Origin of the sequence: Leisingera sp. XS_AS12, from assembly GCF_041224635.1 — a bacterium.
Classification (GTDB): Bacteria; Pseudomonadota; Alphaproteobacteria; order Rhodobacterales; family Rhodobacteraceae; genus Leisingera.
This window is the reverse complement of the sequence record NZ_JBGFGM010000126.1, coordinates 18,589-31,795: the sequence shown is the minus strand read 5'-3', so window position 1 is coordinate 31,795 and position 13,207 is coordinate 18,589. Positions and strand designations below refer to the sequence as shown.

Below are 13,207 nucleotides of genomic sequence, written 5' to 3'. Positions count from 1 at the left end.
GCTGCCGAACCGGAACACCAAAAGACTCATAAAGACAAAGGACCGAACCCTATGGCCGGCTCACTGAACAAAGTCATGCTCATCGGCAACCTGGGCCGCGACCCCGAGGTGCGCACCTTCCAGAACGGTGGCAAAGTGTGCAACCTGCGCATCGCCACCTCCGAGACCTGGAAGGACCGCAACACCGGCGAGCGCCGCGAGCGCACCGAATGGCATTCCGTCGCGGTTTTCAGCGAAGGCCTGGTGCGGGTCTGCGAACAGTATCTACGCAAGGGCTCCAAAGTATATGTCGAGGGCCAGCTGCAGACCCGCAAATGGCAGGACCAGAGCGGCCAGGACCGTTACTCCACCGAGATTGTTCTGCAGGGCTTCGGCAGCACGCTGACCATGCTGGACGGCCGCGGTGAAGGCGGTGGCGGCGGTGGTCAGGGCGGCGGCTATGGCGGCGGCAGCCAGGGCGGCGGCGGTTACGGCGGCGGCTATGACAGCGGCCCGCAGGGCGGCGGTCAGGGCGGCGGCTTCGGCGGTGGCGCCTCGCACAACATCGACGACGACGAAATCCCGTTCTGAGAACAGGACCGCAGTTATCAAAAAGGGCAGCCCAGTGGCTGCCCTTTTCAGTTTCAGGATGAAATTTCCCTCACGCTCCGGCGTCGCGCAGCACATCCAGCACGGCCTCAGGCGGCACATCGCCAGTGACAAAGGCCTCGCCGATACCGCGCGCGAGGATGAAGCGCAGCTGGCCCTCGACCACCTTCTTGTCCTGCCCCATCAGCTCCAGCAGAGCCTCGGCGTTCGGCAGCTCGCCGGGAATGTCGGCCAGATCGGTCTTCATGCCCATCGCCTTCAGATGCGCGCGCACCCGGCTGGGATCCTCCTGCGAGCACAGGCCCAGCCGCGCCGAAAGCTCAAACGCCAGGGCGCAGCCGATTGCCACGCCTTCGCCGTGCAGCAGCCGGTCGGAATAGCCCGTCGCGGCCTCCAGCGCGTGACAGAATGTATGGCCCAGGTTCAGCAGCGCGCGGTCGCCCTGCTCGGTCTCGTCGCGCACCACGATGTCGGCCTTCATCTGGACCGAGCGCGCAACTGCCTCAACCCGCGCGGCCATGTCGCCCGCCGCCAGCGCCGGGCCGTTGTCCTCCAGCCAGGCAAAAAACTCGGCATCACCCAGCAGCCCGTATTTCACCACCTCGCCGTAGCCCGACAGGAAATCGCGCGCCTCCAGCGTGCCCAGCACGGCGGTGTCGGCCAGCACCAGCGAGGGCTGGTGGAAAGCGCCGATCAGGTTCTTGCCCTGCGGTGCGTTGATACCGGTCTTGCCGCCGACCGAGCTGTCGACCTGCGCCAAAAGCGAGGTCGGGATCTGCACGAAACGCACGCCACGGCGCAGCACCGCAGCGGCAAAGCCCGCCAGGTCCCCGATGACGCCGCCGCCGAAGGCCACCACGACATCGCCGCGCTCTACCTTCTGGTCCAGCAGCCATTCCACTGCGCGGCTGAACTGCGGCCAACCCTTGGTGGCCTCGCCCGGCGGCAGCGCCAGCGCGCTCATTTCGATGCCGTCCGAGGCCAGCCCGGCGCGCAGAGCGTCCAGGTGGTGCGCCGCGACGGTCTCATCCGTCAGCACCGCCACGCGCGGCCGCTTCAGCAGCGGCGCAATCCGCTTGCCCGCCTGCTCCAGCAGGCCGGGGCCGATCACAACATCATAGGCGCGGCTATCCAGCGGCACATGAACCTTGCGTTCCATCATTTCCACTCCAGCACATCGGGGCGCGACTGCAAGGCCTCAAGCACCCGGTCAACCATGGTTTCAATCGACGCCTGCCCATCCGAGACCACCGCCAGATCCGCCTTTTGGTAAAGCGGCACCCGGTCGCGGTACAGGGCGCTGAGGGTCGCATGCGGATCCGGGGTGCGCAGCAGGGGCCGCGTGTCGCGATGGCGCACCCGATTCCACAGCACCTCAAGATCGGCGTTGAGCCAGACCGCAACGCCCTTGGCCGAAATCACCTCACGGTTCTCCTCCGCCAAAAAGGCGCCGCCGCCGGTCGACAGCACGCCGCGCTCCTCCTCCAGCAGGCGCGCGATCACCTGCCGTTCCTTCTGGCGAAAGAACGGCTCTCCGTCGCGCGCGAATATCTCTGGTATCGTCATGTTGGCAGCGGCCTCGATCTCGTGGTCGCTGTCCAGAAAGGGCACCCCGAGCCGCGCCGCGAGCGCGCGGCCCACGGCGGTCTTTCCTGCGCCCATCATCCCCACCATCACGATGGTCTTCTTCAAGGTTCCCGGCACCTGGCCTGCGGCCTTCTGGCCGCTGCTTTGCTCTTTTTCGCTCATTCTTCAGTGAATGACGTGATCTTGCGGAAAAGGGAATATATAACTTCCGCAAAAGAGCAGGAAACAGGCACTGGATGACCCATGGGGCGATTGTTCAAATATCTGATCTACTTGGTGGTTCTGGCGGCAGTAGGGCTCGTTGCCTATACCTATGTCGGGCCGTGGTTTGGCGCTGATTTCAGCGCCCCGAGCACCGAGGTGCGCAAACCGGTGGTGCTGAATGCGGATTAAGTCGGCCGTCGCCGCGGTCCTGCTGGCCGGGCCTGCGCTCGCCACAGAACCGCTGACGGCCATCGACTGGCTGAACAAGCCGCAGCCACGCAGCGAACTGCCCGGAACCGTGCTTCTGGAACCACCCGTCACCGGCACCGCCGCGCTGCCGCAGGTTTCGGTCACGCCGCTGGAGGCCTTGCGGCCGCCGGCCGGGCTGGTGCCAGCCTCGGCGACCGGCCTCCCCACGGACTTGTGGCGGGGCAGTGATGCCGGTGACATCAGCCAGTTGATCCGCACCGTTCCGGTGCGCCGCAGCCCGGCGATGCAGGCGCTGCTGTTTACCCTCTTGTTGTCGGAGACCCGCGCACCGGAGGACGGTGGCGACCAGATCCTGCTGGCCCGGCTTGACCGCCTGCTCGCACTTGGGGCGACGGACGCGGCGCAGGCGCTGGCCGAACAGGCGGGCCCAACCGCCACACCGGCACGGTTTTCCCGCTGGTTCGATGCCACCCTGCTGACCGGCGGCGAAGATGCCTCCTGCATGGCGCTGGCTGCGGATCCGCATCTGTCCGACAACTACGCTGCGCGGATCTTCTGCGCGGCGCGGCGCAGCGACTGGTCGACGGCGGCGCTGATGCTGGAAACCGCCATTGCGCTGGAGCTGCTGCCCCAGGCACAGATCGATCTGCTGGACCGGTTTCTAAACCCCGATCTCTATGAGCAGGCGACCCCCCTGTCGCGCCCTTCGCAACCTGATCCGCTGACCTTCCGCCTGTTTGAAACCATTGGCGAGGCGATGCCGACCGCACCTTTGCCGACCGCCTTTGCCGCTGCGGATTTGCGGGACATCGCAGGCTGGAAAGCCCAGCTGGAGGCTGCCGAACGGCTGGCGCGCGGCGGTGCGTTGAACCCGAACCAATTCCTGGGGCTGTTCAGCGCCCGCAAACCCGCCGCTTCGGGCGGTATCTGGGATCGGGTTGCCGCTGTTCAACGGCTCGAATCGGCGCTGAACGGCACCGACCCCGAAAAGATCACGGAGACCCTGGCCGAGGCTTGGAGCGCCATGCAAGCGGCCGGCACCGAAACGGTGTTTGCCGACCTCTTTGCCGACCATCTTGCCCGCGCCCCGATCAGCGAGCCGAGAACCGCGGCGCTGGCCTGGCGCATCAGGCTGCTGTCGCCGCAATACGAACTGGCCGCGCTGGATGCCCCGGCGGAAGATGACACAAGCCGCTTCCTGGCCGCGCTCGCGCAAGGACGCCCCGACGCCGACATTGCTCCTGACGCCACCGCCCGCGCCATCGCGCTGGGGTTCACCTCTCCCGGCCCGGTGCCCGCCCGCATCCGGCAGCTGCTGGACGATGGTCAGCTGGGCGAGGCCATTCTGCGCGCGATGGTGCTGTATGGGCGCGGCGCCAACGGCAATCTCGGCGATCTCAGCGCGGCCCTGGCCGCCTTCCGCGCGGTCGGGCTGGAGGACACGGCCCGACGCGCCGCCCTGCAGCTGCTGCTACTGGAGCCGCAATGAGATGACGGCACCGCGCGACAACTTCCAATGGATTTCGACCTTTCTCGACGCCCAGGCCGCCGAGACTGGCGCCTCTCAGAATACCTTGCTGGCCTATGGACGTGACCTCAAGGACCTGAGCGGCTGGCTGGAACACCGCAACCTCGACTTTCTCAGCGCCAGCCAGGACGATCTCGAGGCGTATCTGATCAGCTGCGACGCCCAGGGGCTCGCGCGCGCCACCCGCGCGCGCAGGCTCTCGGCGACCAAGCAGATCTACCGCTTCGCCTTTGAGGAAGGATGGCGCGCGGACAATCCGGCCATCCAGATCCGCGGTCCCGGACGGGAAAAACGCCTGCCCAAGACACTGGACGTCAGCGAGGTCGACCGCCTGCTCGACGCGGCCCGGCAAACCGGCCGCAGTGTCGCGGACCGGCTGCGCAACACCTGCCTGATGGAACTGCTTTATGCCACCGGCATGCGGGTGACCGAGCTGGTGTCCCTGCCGGTCTCTGCCGCACGTGGCGATCCGCGCATGCTCCTGGTGCTGGGCAAAGGCGGCAAGGAGCGCATGGTGCCGCTGTCCCCGCCCGCCCGCGAGGCGCTGGCGGCCTGGCTGCAGGAACGCGATGCCGCAGAGGAACTGCGCGAAGCGAAGGGCCAGCCGCCCTCGCGCTTCCTGTTCCCCTCGCGCGGCAAGTCCGGCCACCTGACCCGTCACCGCTTCTACCTGCTGATCAAGGAATTGGCGGTCACCGGCGGTGTCTCGCCGGACAAGGTGACCCCGCACACGCTGCGCCACGCCTTTGCAACGCATCTTTTGGCCAATGGGGCCGACCTGCGCGCCATCCAGGCACTGCTGGGACACGCCGACATCGCCACCACCGAAATCTACACCCACGTGCTGGACGCGCGGCTGCAGGAACTGGTGCTGGAGCACCACCCGCTGGCCAAGGGCAACTGATCCTCCTCCAGCGCTTGAAGCGCGCGCTCCAAGCCCCCATAACTGCGGTAAACCTTCCACAACCGACCGGATTTCAGACCCACCATGGACACAGCCTCCACCGTATTTGACAGCGCCTTCTGGATCACCGCCGGGGCGATCGTTCTGCTGCTGGTGCTTTCGGGGTTTTTCTCCGGCTCTGAAACCGCGCTGACAGCCGCGTCTCGCGGCAAGCTGCGCAGCCAGGCCGACAAGGGTTCGCGCGGGGCGCAGACCGCGCTCACCGTTACCGAGGACAACGAGCGACTGATCGGCTCCGTTCTGTTGGGCAACAACCTCGTCAACATCCTCGGCACCTCGCTGGCCACCGCCCTGTTCACCCGCGCCTTTGGCGAAAGCGGCGTTGCCCTGGCGACCTTGGTCATGACCCTCCTGGTGCTGATCTTTGCCGAGGTCCTGCCCAAGACCTATGCCATCTCCAACGCCGAAAAGGCCGCCGCGGCGGTGGCGCCGGTGATCTCGGTCCTGGTGACCGTTCTGGCCCCGGTGGTTGGCCTGGTGCGGCTGCTGGTGCGCGGTGTCTTGCGGATCTTCGGCGTACAGATCGACCCCGACAGCCATATCATGGCGGTGCGCGAGGAGATCGCCGGCGCCCTGCACCTCGGCCACTCCGAGGGCGTTGTGGAAAAGGAGGACCGGGATCGGATCCTTGGGGCGCTCGACCTCTCCGAGCGTTTCGTCGAGGAGATCATGCTGCACCGTTCGCACATCCAGATGATTGATGCCGATGCCGATCCCGAGGCAATCCTGGAACAATGCCTGCAAAGCCCCCACACCCGCCTGCCCGTGTTCCGCGGCGAGCAGGAAAACATCATCGGCGTTGTCCATGCCAAGGATCTGTCCCGCGCCATGTACGAGCAGCTCGGCGGTGCCGGCGGCGATGCGGACCGGCTGAAATCCTTCGACATCACCCAGGTCGCCAATGCGCCCTACTTCGTGCCCGAAACCACCACGCTGGATGAACAGATGCGACAGTTCCTGCGCATGCGCTCGCATTTCGCGCTGGTGGTGGATGAATATGGTGCCTTGCAGGGGCTCATCACGCTGGAGGACATTCTCGAAGAGATCGTCGGCGAGATCACCGATGAATTCGACCCGGCCGAGGGCAACATCGCCAAGAAGACCGCCGATGGATCATACCTAGTGGAGGGCGCGACCACGATCCGCGATCTCAACCGGGCAACAGACTGGAACCTGCCGGACGAAGAGGCCAACACCATCGCCGGTCTGGTCATCCACGAGGCCCAGACCATCCCGACAAAAGGGCAGGTCTTCTCCTTCCATGGCTTCAGGTTCGAGGTGACCGAACGGGAAGGCAACCGCGTCACCGCCCTGAAGATCCGGCCGCTTTACTGACCCCTTCGGGTTCACCCCAACCTCAGCCCCCCTTCATGCCGTGGATCGCCGGTACAAATTCGGCAGTCCGCGGCATGCGGTGTCGTTTTCTGACTGGACTACTGTTCACATATGTCCAGAATGAAGGCGACGGTTCAAGAGGGAGGCCAAGATGAAAACCACCACCCGCGTGGCAGTGATCGGCGGCGGCGTTGTCGGCTGCTCCGTTCTTTACCACCTGACCAAGCTCGGCTGGTCCGATGTCATGCTGATCGAACGCTCGGAGCTCACCTCCGGCTCCACCTGGCACGCGGCGGGCGGCTTTCACACGCTGAACGGCGACACCAACATGGCGGCGCTGCAGGGCTACACCATCAAGCTCTACCGCGAGCTGGAGGCGCTCACCGGCATGTCCTGCGGGCTGCACCACGTCGGCGGCATCACCCTCGCCGACAACCAGGAACGGTTCGACATGCTGAAGGCGGAGCGCGCCAAGCACCGCTTCATGGGGTTGGAGACCGAAATCATCGGTCCCGAAGAGGTGAAGAAGCTCTCGCCGATCACCAATACCGACGGCATCCTCGGTGCGCTCTACGATCCGCTCGACGGCCACCTCGACCCCTCCGGCACCACCCACGCCTACGCCAAGGCCGCGCGCATGGGCGGCGCCACCATTGAGACTCACTGCAAGGTGGTGGAGACCAACCAGCGCCCCGACGGCACCTGGGACGTGGTGACCGAAAAGGGCACCATCCACGCCGAACATGTGGTGAACGCCGGCGGCCTCTGGGCGCGCGAGGTCGGCGCCATGGCGGGCATCTACTTCCCGCTGCACCCGATGGAGCACCAGTATATCGTCACCGACGAGGTGCCCGAGATCGCCGCCATCATCGACGCGGGCGGCGAACACCCGCACGTGATGGACCCGGCCGGCGAAAGCTACCTGAGGCAGGAGGGCCGCGGCCTCTGCATCGGCTTTTACGAGCAGCCCTGCAAACCCTGGGCGGTGGACGGCACGCCCTGGGATTTCGGCCATGAACTGCTGCCCGACAATTTCGACAAGATCGAGGATTCCATCGCCTTCGCCTACCGCCGCTTCCCGGCGCTGGAGCGCGCGGGCGTCAAATCGGTGATCCACGGCCCCTTCACCTTCGCCCCCGACGGCAACCCTCTGGTCGGCCCGGTGCCGGGGATGCGGAACTACTGGTCCGCCTGCGCGGTGATGGCAGGCTTCTCCCAGGGCGGCGGCGTCGGCCTGATGCTCGCGCAATGGATGGTCGAGGGCGAATGCGAGCGCGACACCTTCGCGATGGACTGCGCCCGCTTCGGCAACTGGATAACCCCGGGCTACACCCGCCCCAAGGTGATCGAGAACTACCAGAAACGCTTCTCCGTCGCCTACCCGAACGAGGAGCTGCCCGCCGCCCGCCCGTTCCGCACCACACCGATGTACGACATTTTCGATCGCATGGGCGCGGTCTGGGGCGCGCAATACGGTCTGGAGGTGCCGAACTACTTTGCGACCGGCGATGAGCCGAGGTACGAGACCCCCTCCTTCCGCCGCTCCAACGCCTTTGACGCCACCGCGCGCGAGGTGAAGGCCGTGCGCGAAGCCGTTGGTATCAATGAGGTTCACAACTTCGGCAAATACCGCATCACCGGCCGCGGCGCCCGCGCCTGGCTCGACCGTATCATGGCGGGCCGCGTGCCGCAGCCGGGCCGCCTCTCGCTCACCCCGATGCTCTCGCCTAAGGGTCGGCTGATCGGCGACTTCACCATCTCCTGCCTCGCCGAAGACGAGTTCCAGCTCACCGCCTCCTACGGCGCGCAGGCCTATCACATGCGCTGGTTCCAGCAGCACGCGCAGGACGGCGTCCGGGTCGAAAACATCTCCGACAGCCGCACCGGCTTCCAGATCGCAGGCCCCTGCGCCCGCGACGTTCTGCAAGCCTGCACACGGCAAGACATTTCGGACATGCGCTTCATGGAGGTGCGCCGCCTCACCGTCGGGATGGCCGACTGCATCGTGCAGCGGGTCAGCTACACCGGCGGGCTCGGGTATGAAATCTTCTGCGACCTGCCCAGCCAGCGCGCGCTCTGGCAGGCGCTGTGGGAGGCAGGCCAGCCGCACGGCATGAAACCCTTCGGCATGCGCGCGATGATGTCGCTCCGCCTCGACAAGTTCTTCGGCTCGTGGCTTCGGGAATTCTCCCCCGACTACACCGCCGCCAAAACCGGGCTCGACCGCTTCATCTCCTTTAAGAAGCCCGTGGATTTCATCGGCCGCGCCGCCGCCGAGGCCGAGCGGGACGCCGGACCTGCCCGACGGCTCTGCGCCTTCGAGGTGGAAACGGACGACGCCGATGTGGTCGCCTATGAGCCGATCTGGCTTGAGGACGCCGTGGTCGGCTTTTGCACGTCGGGTGGCTACTCTCATTACGCGCAGAAATCCGTTGCCCTGGGCTTCGTGCCGACAGACCGCATCGAGGACGGTCTGCAGGTGGAAATTGAAATCCTGGGAAAGCGGTACAGGGCGCGCCTGATGACCGAGCCGCTGTTTGACGCCGATGGCGCCCAAATGCGTGGATGAATCTGCCCCAGGCAGGTCAACAATGCTGACCTGCCTGCGCGCCGTTGCCTCAGCGGCGCGCGCTCCTCGCTGAGTTGGCCGCAACGGATACGTCAGGGCCGCTACCCGAATGTTTCGCGCGCGAAACATCTGGTCACCGATGCTGACCTATCCACGGCTACCGCCTCTCGGCTTGCACCTGTGGGCTATCGCTGATTTCCTCGATGCCGATTGCACCTGCCGCGGGCGCAGGGCCGTTCCACCGGTTGCCAAGGACCCAATACAGATGACCACGATTTCCATACTCCTGCTCGCCGCCGGTGCCTCCTCTCGCATGAAAGGACGTGACAAGCTGCTGGAGGTGGTTGACGGCCACCCCCTGTTGTCGGTGATGTGTCGCCGGGCCACGCTGACGGGACTGGTCACCTACGTCACGCTGCCTGGCCTCGACCATCCGCGTGCTGACCACATCGGCGCGGCGCGGCCCGTCGAAGTCCCCGACGCCTCAGACGGCATGGCAGCCTCCATCCGCCGCGGCGTGGCGGCGCTGCCAGTGGCGACCGATGCAGTGATGATCCTGCCTGCCGATATGCCGGAGATCACCACTGATGACCTGCTGTCCATCGCCGCGAAAGCGCCGGAGCATGACGGGCAAATTCTGCGCGCCTGCACGGCAGAGGGAAAACCGGGGCACCCCGTCCTGTTTCCCCGCCGCTGCTTTGCCGCGCTGCAAGGCTTGCAGGGCGACCAGGGCGCCCGCCCGCTGCTGGTTCATGAGACGGTTCATCCTGTGCCCCTGCCCGGCAACCGGGCGCTGACGGATCTGGACACGCCCGAAGACTGGGCCAGATGGCGTAGCACTGAACAGCGCTGACCCGAGCCCCCGACTCACGCACGGATCACCCAAGACGACAATACGGAAAGGGCGGGACCTAAAGCCCCGCCCCGCCACATCTTGCCAGCTGCCGCAACCTCCCCCAAGGCTGCGGCTGCACCTTTCAGTGCACCAGAAGATGTGCCTCATGCTTGCGCAGCGCGCGGCGTGCGGCGGCGTAGCTTATCCGGCCCTGTTCGGACTGCAGTTCCGGGAACAGCGCGAACAATTCGTTGCGCTGCGCATTGTCCAGTCCACGCAGGGAATGGTCGCCCGGCTGGAAGCTTTCGGTCCAGGCCCCGTCAGACAACACCACCTCGTGCTGGTCGAACATGAAGTGGATATAGGTCACTTGCGAGGTCGCCACCTGGTCCACACCATCCAACCCGGTGAGATGCTTGGCCGCCACCAGAACCTCGCGATCTTCGAAATACAGCGCGGTCTTGTCGTTCGCGATCAGCACGCGGTGATTGGGGCTGACCATCATGTCACGTTCCGGCAACCCGTTGCCTAGAGCGCCCTGACGGATCAGGACCGGTTGCAAATGCTCCGCGTCCGCCAGGTCGGCGGCTGCCAGGGCGCGGCTTCCGATCCACCGGATCTCCTGAATGCCGTTGTCACGGGTGATGACCCTGTCACCGACCTTCAGCTCCTCGACACGGCGTTCACCATCGGGGGTCGCGATCAGGGTCCCGGGCGTAAAGCAGGGCACCACCACGCGTTCGATCTCGTAGAACTCCGCGCTGCCGGTGGCGTGGCCCTCGGCGTCGAAGAAGGTCACCGTCCCATTTTCCGGGTTGCTGGCATCATAGGTCACGCTGAGGCTGCCACCGGGGTTCTGCGCCTCGGCGGCACCGGTCAGATCCAGGACGTCGTTGTCGGACCCATCCGGGTCCTCCCCACCATAAACGATGTCACCGGCACTGATCCCGGTAAAGCTGTCCGACCCGACGCCGCCGTAGGCGCGGTCTTCGCCGTCCCCCGCGCCGAGGTCGATGGCGTCATTGCCGCGCCCACCGCGCAGCAGATCGTCGCCCTGCCCGCCGCGGATGACGTCATCGCCGCTGCCACCAAGGACGGTGTCATCGTCGATGCCCGCGTCGATGGTGTCATTGCCGCTGCCGCCCCGGATCAGATCGTCATCGTCCTGACCATAGATCACGTCGTCCCCGGCACCGCCGTGGATGATGTCCCGGCCGTTGGTCGGGTCCGGATCCGCAGGGCGTCCGTCACTGCCATCATCGGTGATGTTCAGCCGATCGGAAACTGACGGATCCAGGCCACCGTAAATGGTGTCGTTGCCGCTACCGCCGACAAGCGTGTCAGACCCTTCGCCGCCGATCAGCACATCGTCGTCTGCGCCGCCGTCAATACTGTCGTCGTCGATGCCGCCATCAAGCATATCCATGCCGCTGCCGCCATCGATCACATCGGCGTCATCGCCCGTGGTGACGGTGTCATTGCCGGCACCGGCAATGACCGTATCGCGATCATCGTAGGGGTCACCATCAGCAGGCACGTAGGGGATGTTCGGATTGGTCCCACTGTAGCCCGGAAAGCCACGATCGGGCAGCGCGTCGCCGCCGGACGTGTCGATGACATCATCTCCGGCCCCGCCTTCAACCGAATCGGAGCCGTCGCCGCCCTCGACGGTATCATCCCCGGCGCCCGCGATGATGGTGTCGTCACCCTCGCCGCCGACAAGGCTGTCGTCGCCGCCATAGACCGCGCCTTCGGGATCGGAGGCATAGTCATAATGCGCGTTGTCGAACCGCGTCCCCGAGGTCCCGAGGTCGACGGTCAGCAAGACGTCGTCGTAATCCTGGTCGCCCAGATTGGCCATGTCCTCGAAACCGATCGAGACCGAACCGTCCGGGTTCTGGCCGAACCCACCGGTGTGCGGCAGCCCATCCGAGTTCAGAGATGCATTCGCACCATAGCCGGAGGAATAGAAGGTGCCGCCCGGCCCGGAAATGCCGATCCCGACCAAGGCACCTTCCGGGGCGTGATAGGTGAAGACCTGACCGACATTGTCCTTTGCGCTGGCGGTCAGTTCGACGATGTCGCCGATTTCGCCGGTCGCAGGGTCGATCGTGTAGGCAAAGACACTGTTCACGTAACCGCCGTTGTTGGCGTCGATGCGAACGCTGATCGCGCTGGAGCCACCGGAATGTCCATCGCCGTGGATCACGTCATCTCCACTGCCGCCGTACACGGTATCCTGCCCGGACCCGGCATAAACGGTGTCGTCACCGCTACCGGCCTCGATCACGTCATCGTCGGGGCCTGCCGCAGGGTCGATGGCATCGCCATTGTCGACCATGTCGCCTTCAGGGTCGCCGGTATAATCCCCATCAATCAGGTCATTGCCGCCGGTCCCCTCGACGATTCCGTCGCGACCGTTCTCAGGCTCGTCAACAATCGTGGTCATCAAACACTCTCCTTACCGATCTGGCCCCAAGCCCCTTCCCGGGACCAGCCGAACAGCCGCACGCTTATGCGGAACCCTGAATAAAATCCGCTCATCCAAACCGGCGTTCTGCACGAAGCCAGCGCGCCGCGCATCAAAACCGGCGCGCGGTGGCGATACCTTCACCTGCCGTTCCGTGACCGCGACAATCCAACCAGACGAGCGTCCGGGCGTCTTTGCGGGCCGACAATCCAGCAGCGTACAGCGCTTGCCCCCAGATGGGCTGAAACATGCTTACTTGAGCCTCGCGGCTCCACAAAGAATAAAAATTTCCTTAAACCTGCATTAACTGGGGCCGCAGCCAATCCCTTTCGCGTTGGGAGCGCCCTGGCGGCTGCCATTGTTTCCACTTTGGAACCAACGACGTGGAAATTCCAAAAGCAATCGACGCCTATCGCCTGAAATCCGGGAAATCCGGACCCTGAGGGCGTTCAATTGGCCAAAAATTGGAAACAGACCTCAAACCCTGACCAGGCGGAACGCAGATCAGTCAATGGTTAACAGCACTTTCCGTAAAGTCACTGATCGCCGCCCAATTGGGGAAAATAGCATGCTTTGTTTCCAGAAAGGGAAGCGCTGCGGGCTAGGCTCACGAATCAGTCACAAGCGAAAACGGTCAAGCGCAAAGAAAAAAAGTTGAATACTTTAACAATTGCCGCGCGGGAAAACTCAAAGCCGAGTTGGGCGCACCATCCCATAATCGGCATCTTGCGTATCCCTGACAGAAGGTCGCCAAGCCCCCAAAGCAGCCGGTCAACATTGAAAGACCAGCGGTGGCGCTGAAATCGGATCGCGATGATTGGGGTTATGGCGGAGAGACAGGGATTCGAACCCTGGAGACGGTTTCCCGCCTACACACTTTCCAGGCGTGCGCCTTCGACCACTCGGCCACCTCTCCG

General features: G+C 64.9%; 10 protein-coding genes and 1 tRNA gene. 7 read left to right on the top strand and 4 right to left on the bottom strand.

What is annotated here, in order from left to right; genetic code table 11:
- Window positions 1-51 precede the first annotated feature (51 nt).
- Window positions 52-570, top strand: a complete 519-nt coding sequence (gene ssb / locus AB9K35_RS20460) for a single-stranded DNA-binding protein (protein ID WP_369929000.1) — start codon at window positions 52-54, stop codon at window positions 568-570.
- A gap of 70 nt (window positions 571-640) precedes the next feature.
- Here the strand turns inward: ssb and aroB are convergent, their stop codons facing one another.
- A complete protein-coding gene (gene aroB, locus AB9K35_RS20455) occupies window positions 641-1,747 on the bottom strand; it encodes a 3-dehydroquinate synthase (RefSeq protein ID WP_369928998.1) in 1,107 nt (368 codons plus the stop codon).
- Complete coding sequence (locus AB9K35_RS20450; protein WP_369928996.1) at window positions 1,747-2,337, bottom strand: shikimate kinase; 591 nt, start codon at window positions 2,335-2,337, stop codon at window positions 1,747-1,749. The genes aroB and AB9K35_RS20450 overlap by 1 nt, the downstream gene beginning before the upstream one ends.
- 81 nt (window positions 2,338-2,418) lie before the next feature.
- On the opposite strand from AB9K35_RS20450, the gene AB9K35_RS20445 reads away from it, so the two are divergent.
- The 6 genes from AB9K35_RS20445 (at window position 2,419) to AB9K35_RS20420 (ending at window position 9,838) form a co-directional block, all read left to right on the top strand.
- The gene (locus AB9K35_RS20445) at window positions 2,419-2,568 is read left to right on the top strand and encodes a hypothetical protein (protein WP_222453338.1); all 150 of its coding nucleotides are present in this window, start codon (window positions 2,419-2,421) and stop codon (window positions 2,566-2,568) included.
- Complete coding sequence (locus tag AB9K35_RS20440; protein WP_369928993.1) at window positions 2,558-4,078, top strand: hypothetical protein; 1,521 nt, start codon at window positions 2,558-2,560, stop codon at window positions 4,076-4,078. The genes AB9K35_RS20445 and AB9K35_RS20440 overlap by 11 nt, the downstream gene beginning before the upstream one ends.
- A gap of 1 nt (window position 4,079) precedes the next feature.
- Window positions 4,080-5,021, top strand: a complete 942-nt coding sequence (locus tag AB9K35_RS20435) for a site-specific tyrosine recombinase XerD (protein WP_369928991.1) — start codon at window positions 4,080-4,082, stop codon at window positions 5,019-5,021.
- Between the two features lie 84 nt (window positions 5,022-5,105).
- Window positions 5,106-6,416 carry an HlyC/CorC family transporter gene (locus tag AB9K35_RS20430; protein ID WP_222453341.1) on the top strand — a complete coding sequence of 437 codons (1,311 nt, stop codon included), beginning with the start codon at window positions 5,106-5,108 and terminating at the stop codon, window positions 6,414-6,416.
- A 151-nt stretch (window positions 6,417-6,567) separates the two neighbouring features.
- Window positions 6,568-8,985, top strand: a complete 2,418-nt coding sequence (locus AB9K35_RS20425) for an FAD-dependent oxidoreductase (RefSeq protein ID WP_369928989.1) — start codon at window positions 6,568-6,570, stop codon at window positions 8,983-8,985.
- Window positions 8,986-9,250: 265 nt separating this feature from the next.
- On the top strand, window positions 9,251-9,838 hold the full coding sequence (locus AB9K35_RS20420) for an NTP transferase domain-containing protein (protein WP_369928987.1): 588 nt from the start codon (window positions 9,251-9,253) through the stop codon (window positions 9,836-9,838).
- 124 nt (window positions 9,839-9,962) lie between these two features.
- On the opposite strand, the gene AB9K35_RS20415 is transcribed toward AB9K35_RS20420, so the two are convergent.
- Together AB9K35_RS20415 and AB9K35_RS20410 are read right to left on the bottom strand one after the other, a co-directional pair.
- Window positions 9,963-12,269: a Hint domain-containing protein gene (locus tag AB9K35_RS20415; protein WP_369928985.1), complete on the bottom strand. Its 2,307-nt coding sequence runs from the start codon at window positions 12,267-12,269 to the stop codon at window positions 9,963-9,965.
- Window positions 12,270-13,116: 847 nt separating this feature from the next.
- A tRNA-Ser gene (locus AB9K35_RS20410) sits at window positions 13,117-13,206 on the bottom strand.
- Window position 13,207: the final 1 nt, after the last annotated feature.

What these genes read in the sequence shown, in the direction of transcription:
- ssb (WP_369929000.1), top strand. Translation starts at nt 52, where the DNA reads ATGGCCGGCTCACTGAACAAAGTCATGCTCATCGGCAACCTGGGCCGC.
- aroB (WP_369928998.1), bottom strand. Translation starts at nt 1,747, where the DNA reads ATGGAACGCAAGGTTCATGTGCCGCTGGATAGCCGCGCCTATGATGTT.
- AB9K35_RS20450 (WP_369928996.1), bottom strand. Translation starts at nt 2,337, where the DNA reads ATGAGCGAAAAAGAGCAAAGCAGCGGCCAGAAGGCCGCAGGCCAGGTG.
- AB9K35_RS20445 (WP_222453338.1), top strand. Translation starts at nt 2,419, where the DNA reads ATGGGGCGATTGTTCAAATATCTGATCTACTTGGTGGTTCTGGCGGCA.
- AB9K35_RS20440 (WP_369928993.1), top strand. Translation starts at nt 2,558, where the DNA reads ATGCGGATTAAGTCGGCCGTCGCCGCGGTCCTGCTGGCCGGGCCTGCG.
- AB9K35_RS20435 (WP_369928991.1), top strand. Translation starts at nt 4,080, where the DNA reads ATGACGGCACCGCGCGACAACTTCCAATGGATTTCGACCTTTCTCGAC.
- AB9K35_RS20430 (WP_222453341.1), top strand. Translation starts at nt 5,106, where the DNA reads ATGGACACAGCCTCCACCGTATTTGACAGCGCCTTCTGGATCACCGCC.
- AB9K35_RS20425 (WP_369928989.1), top strand. Translation starts at nt 6,568, where the DNA reads ATGAAAACCACCACCCGCGTGGCAGTGATCGGCGGCGGCGTTGTCGGC.
- AB9K35_RS20420 (WP_369928987.1), top strand. Translation starts at nt 9,251, where the DNA reads ATGACCACGATTTCCATACTCCTGCTCGCCGCCGGTGCCTCCTCTCGC.
- AB9K35_RS20415 (WP_369928985.1), bottom strand. Translation starts at nt 12,269, where the DNA reads ATGACCACGATTGTTGACGAGCCTGAGAACGGTCGCGACGGAATCGTC.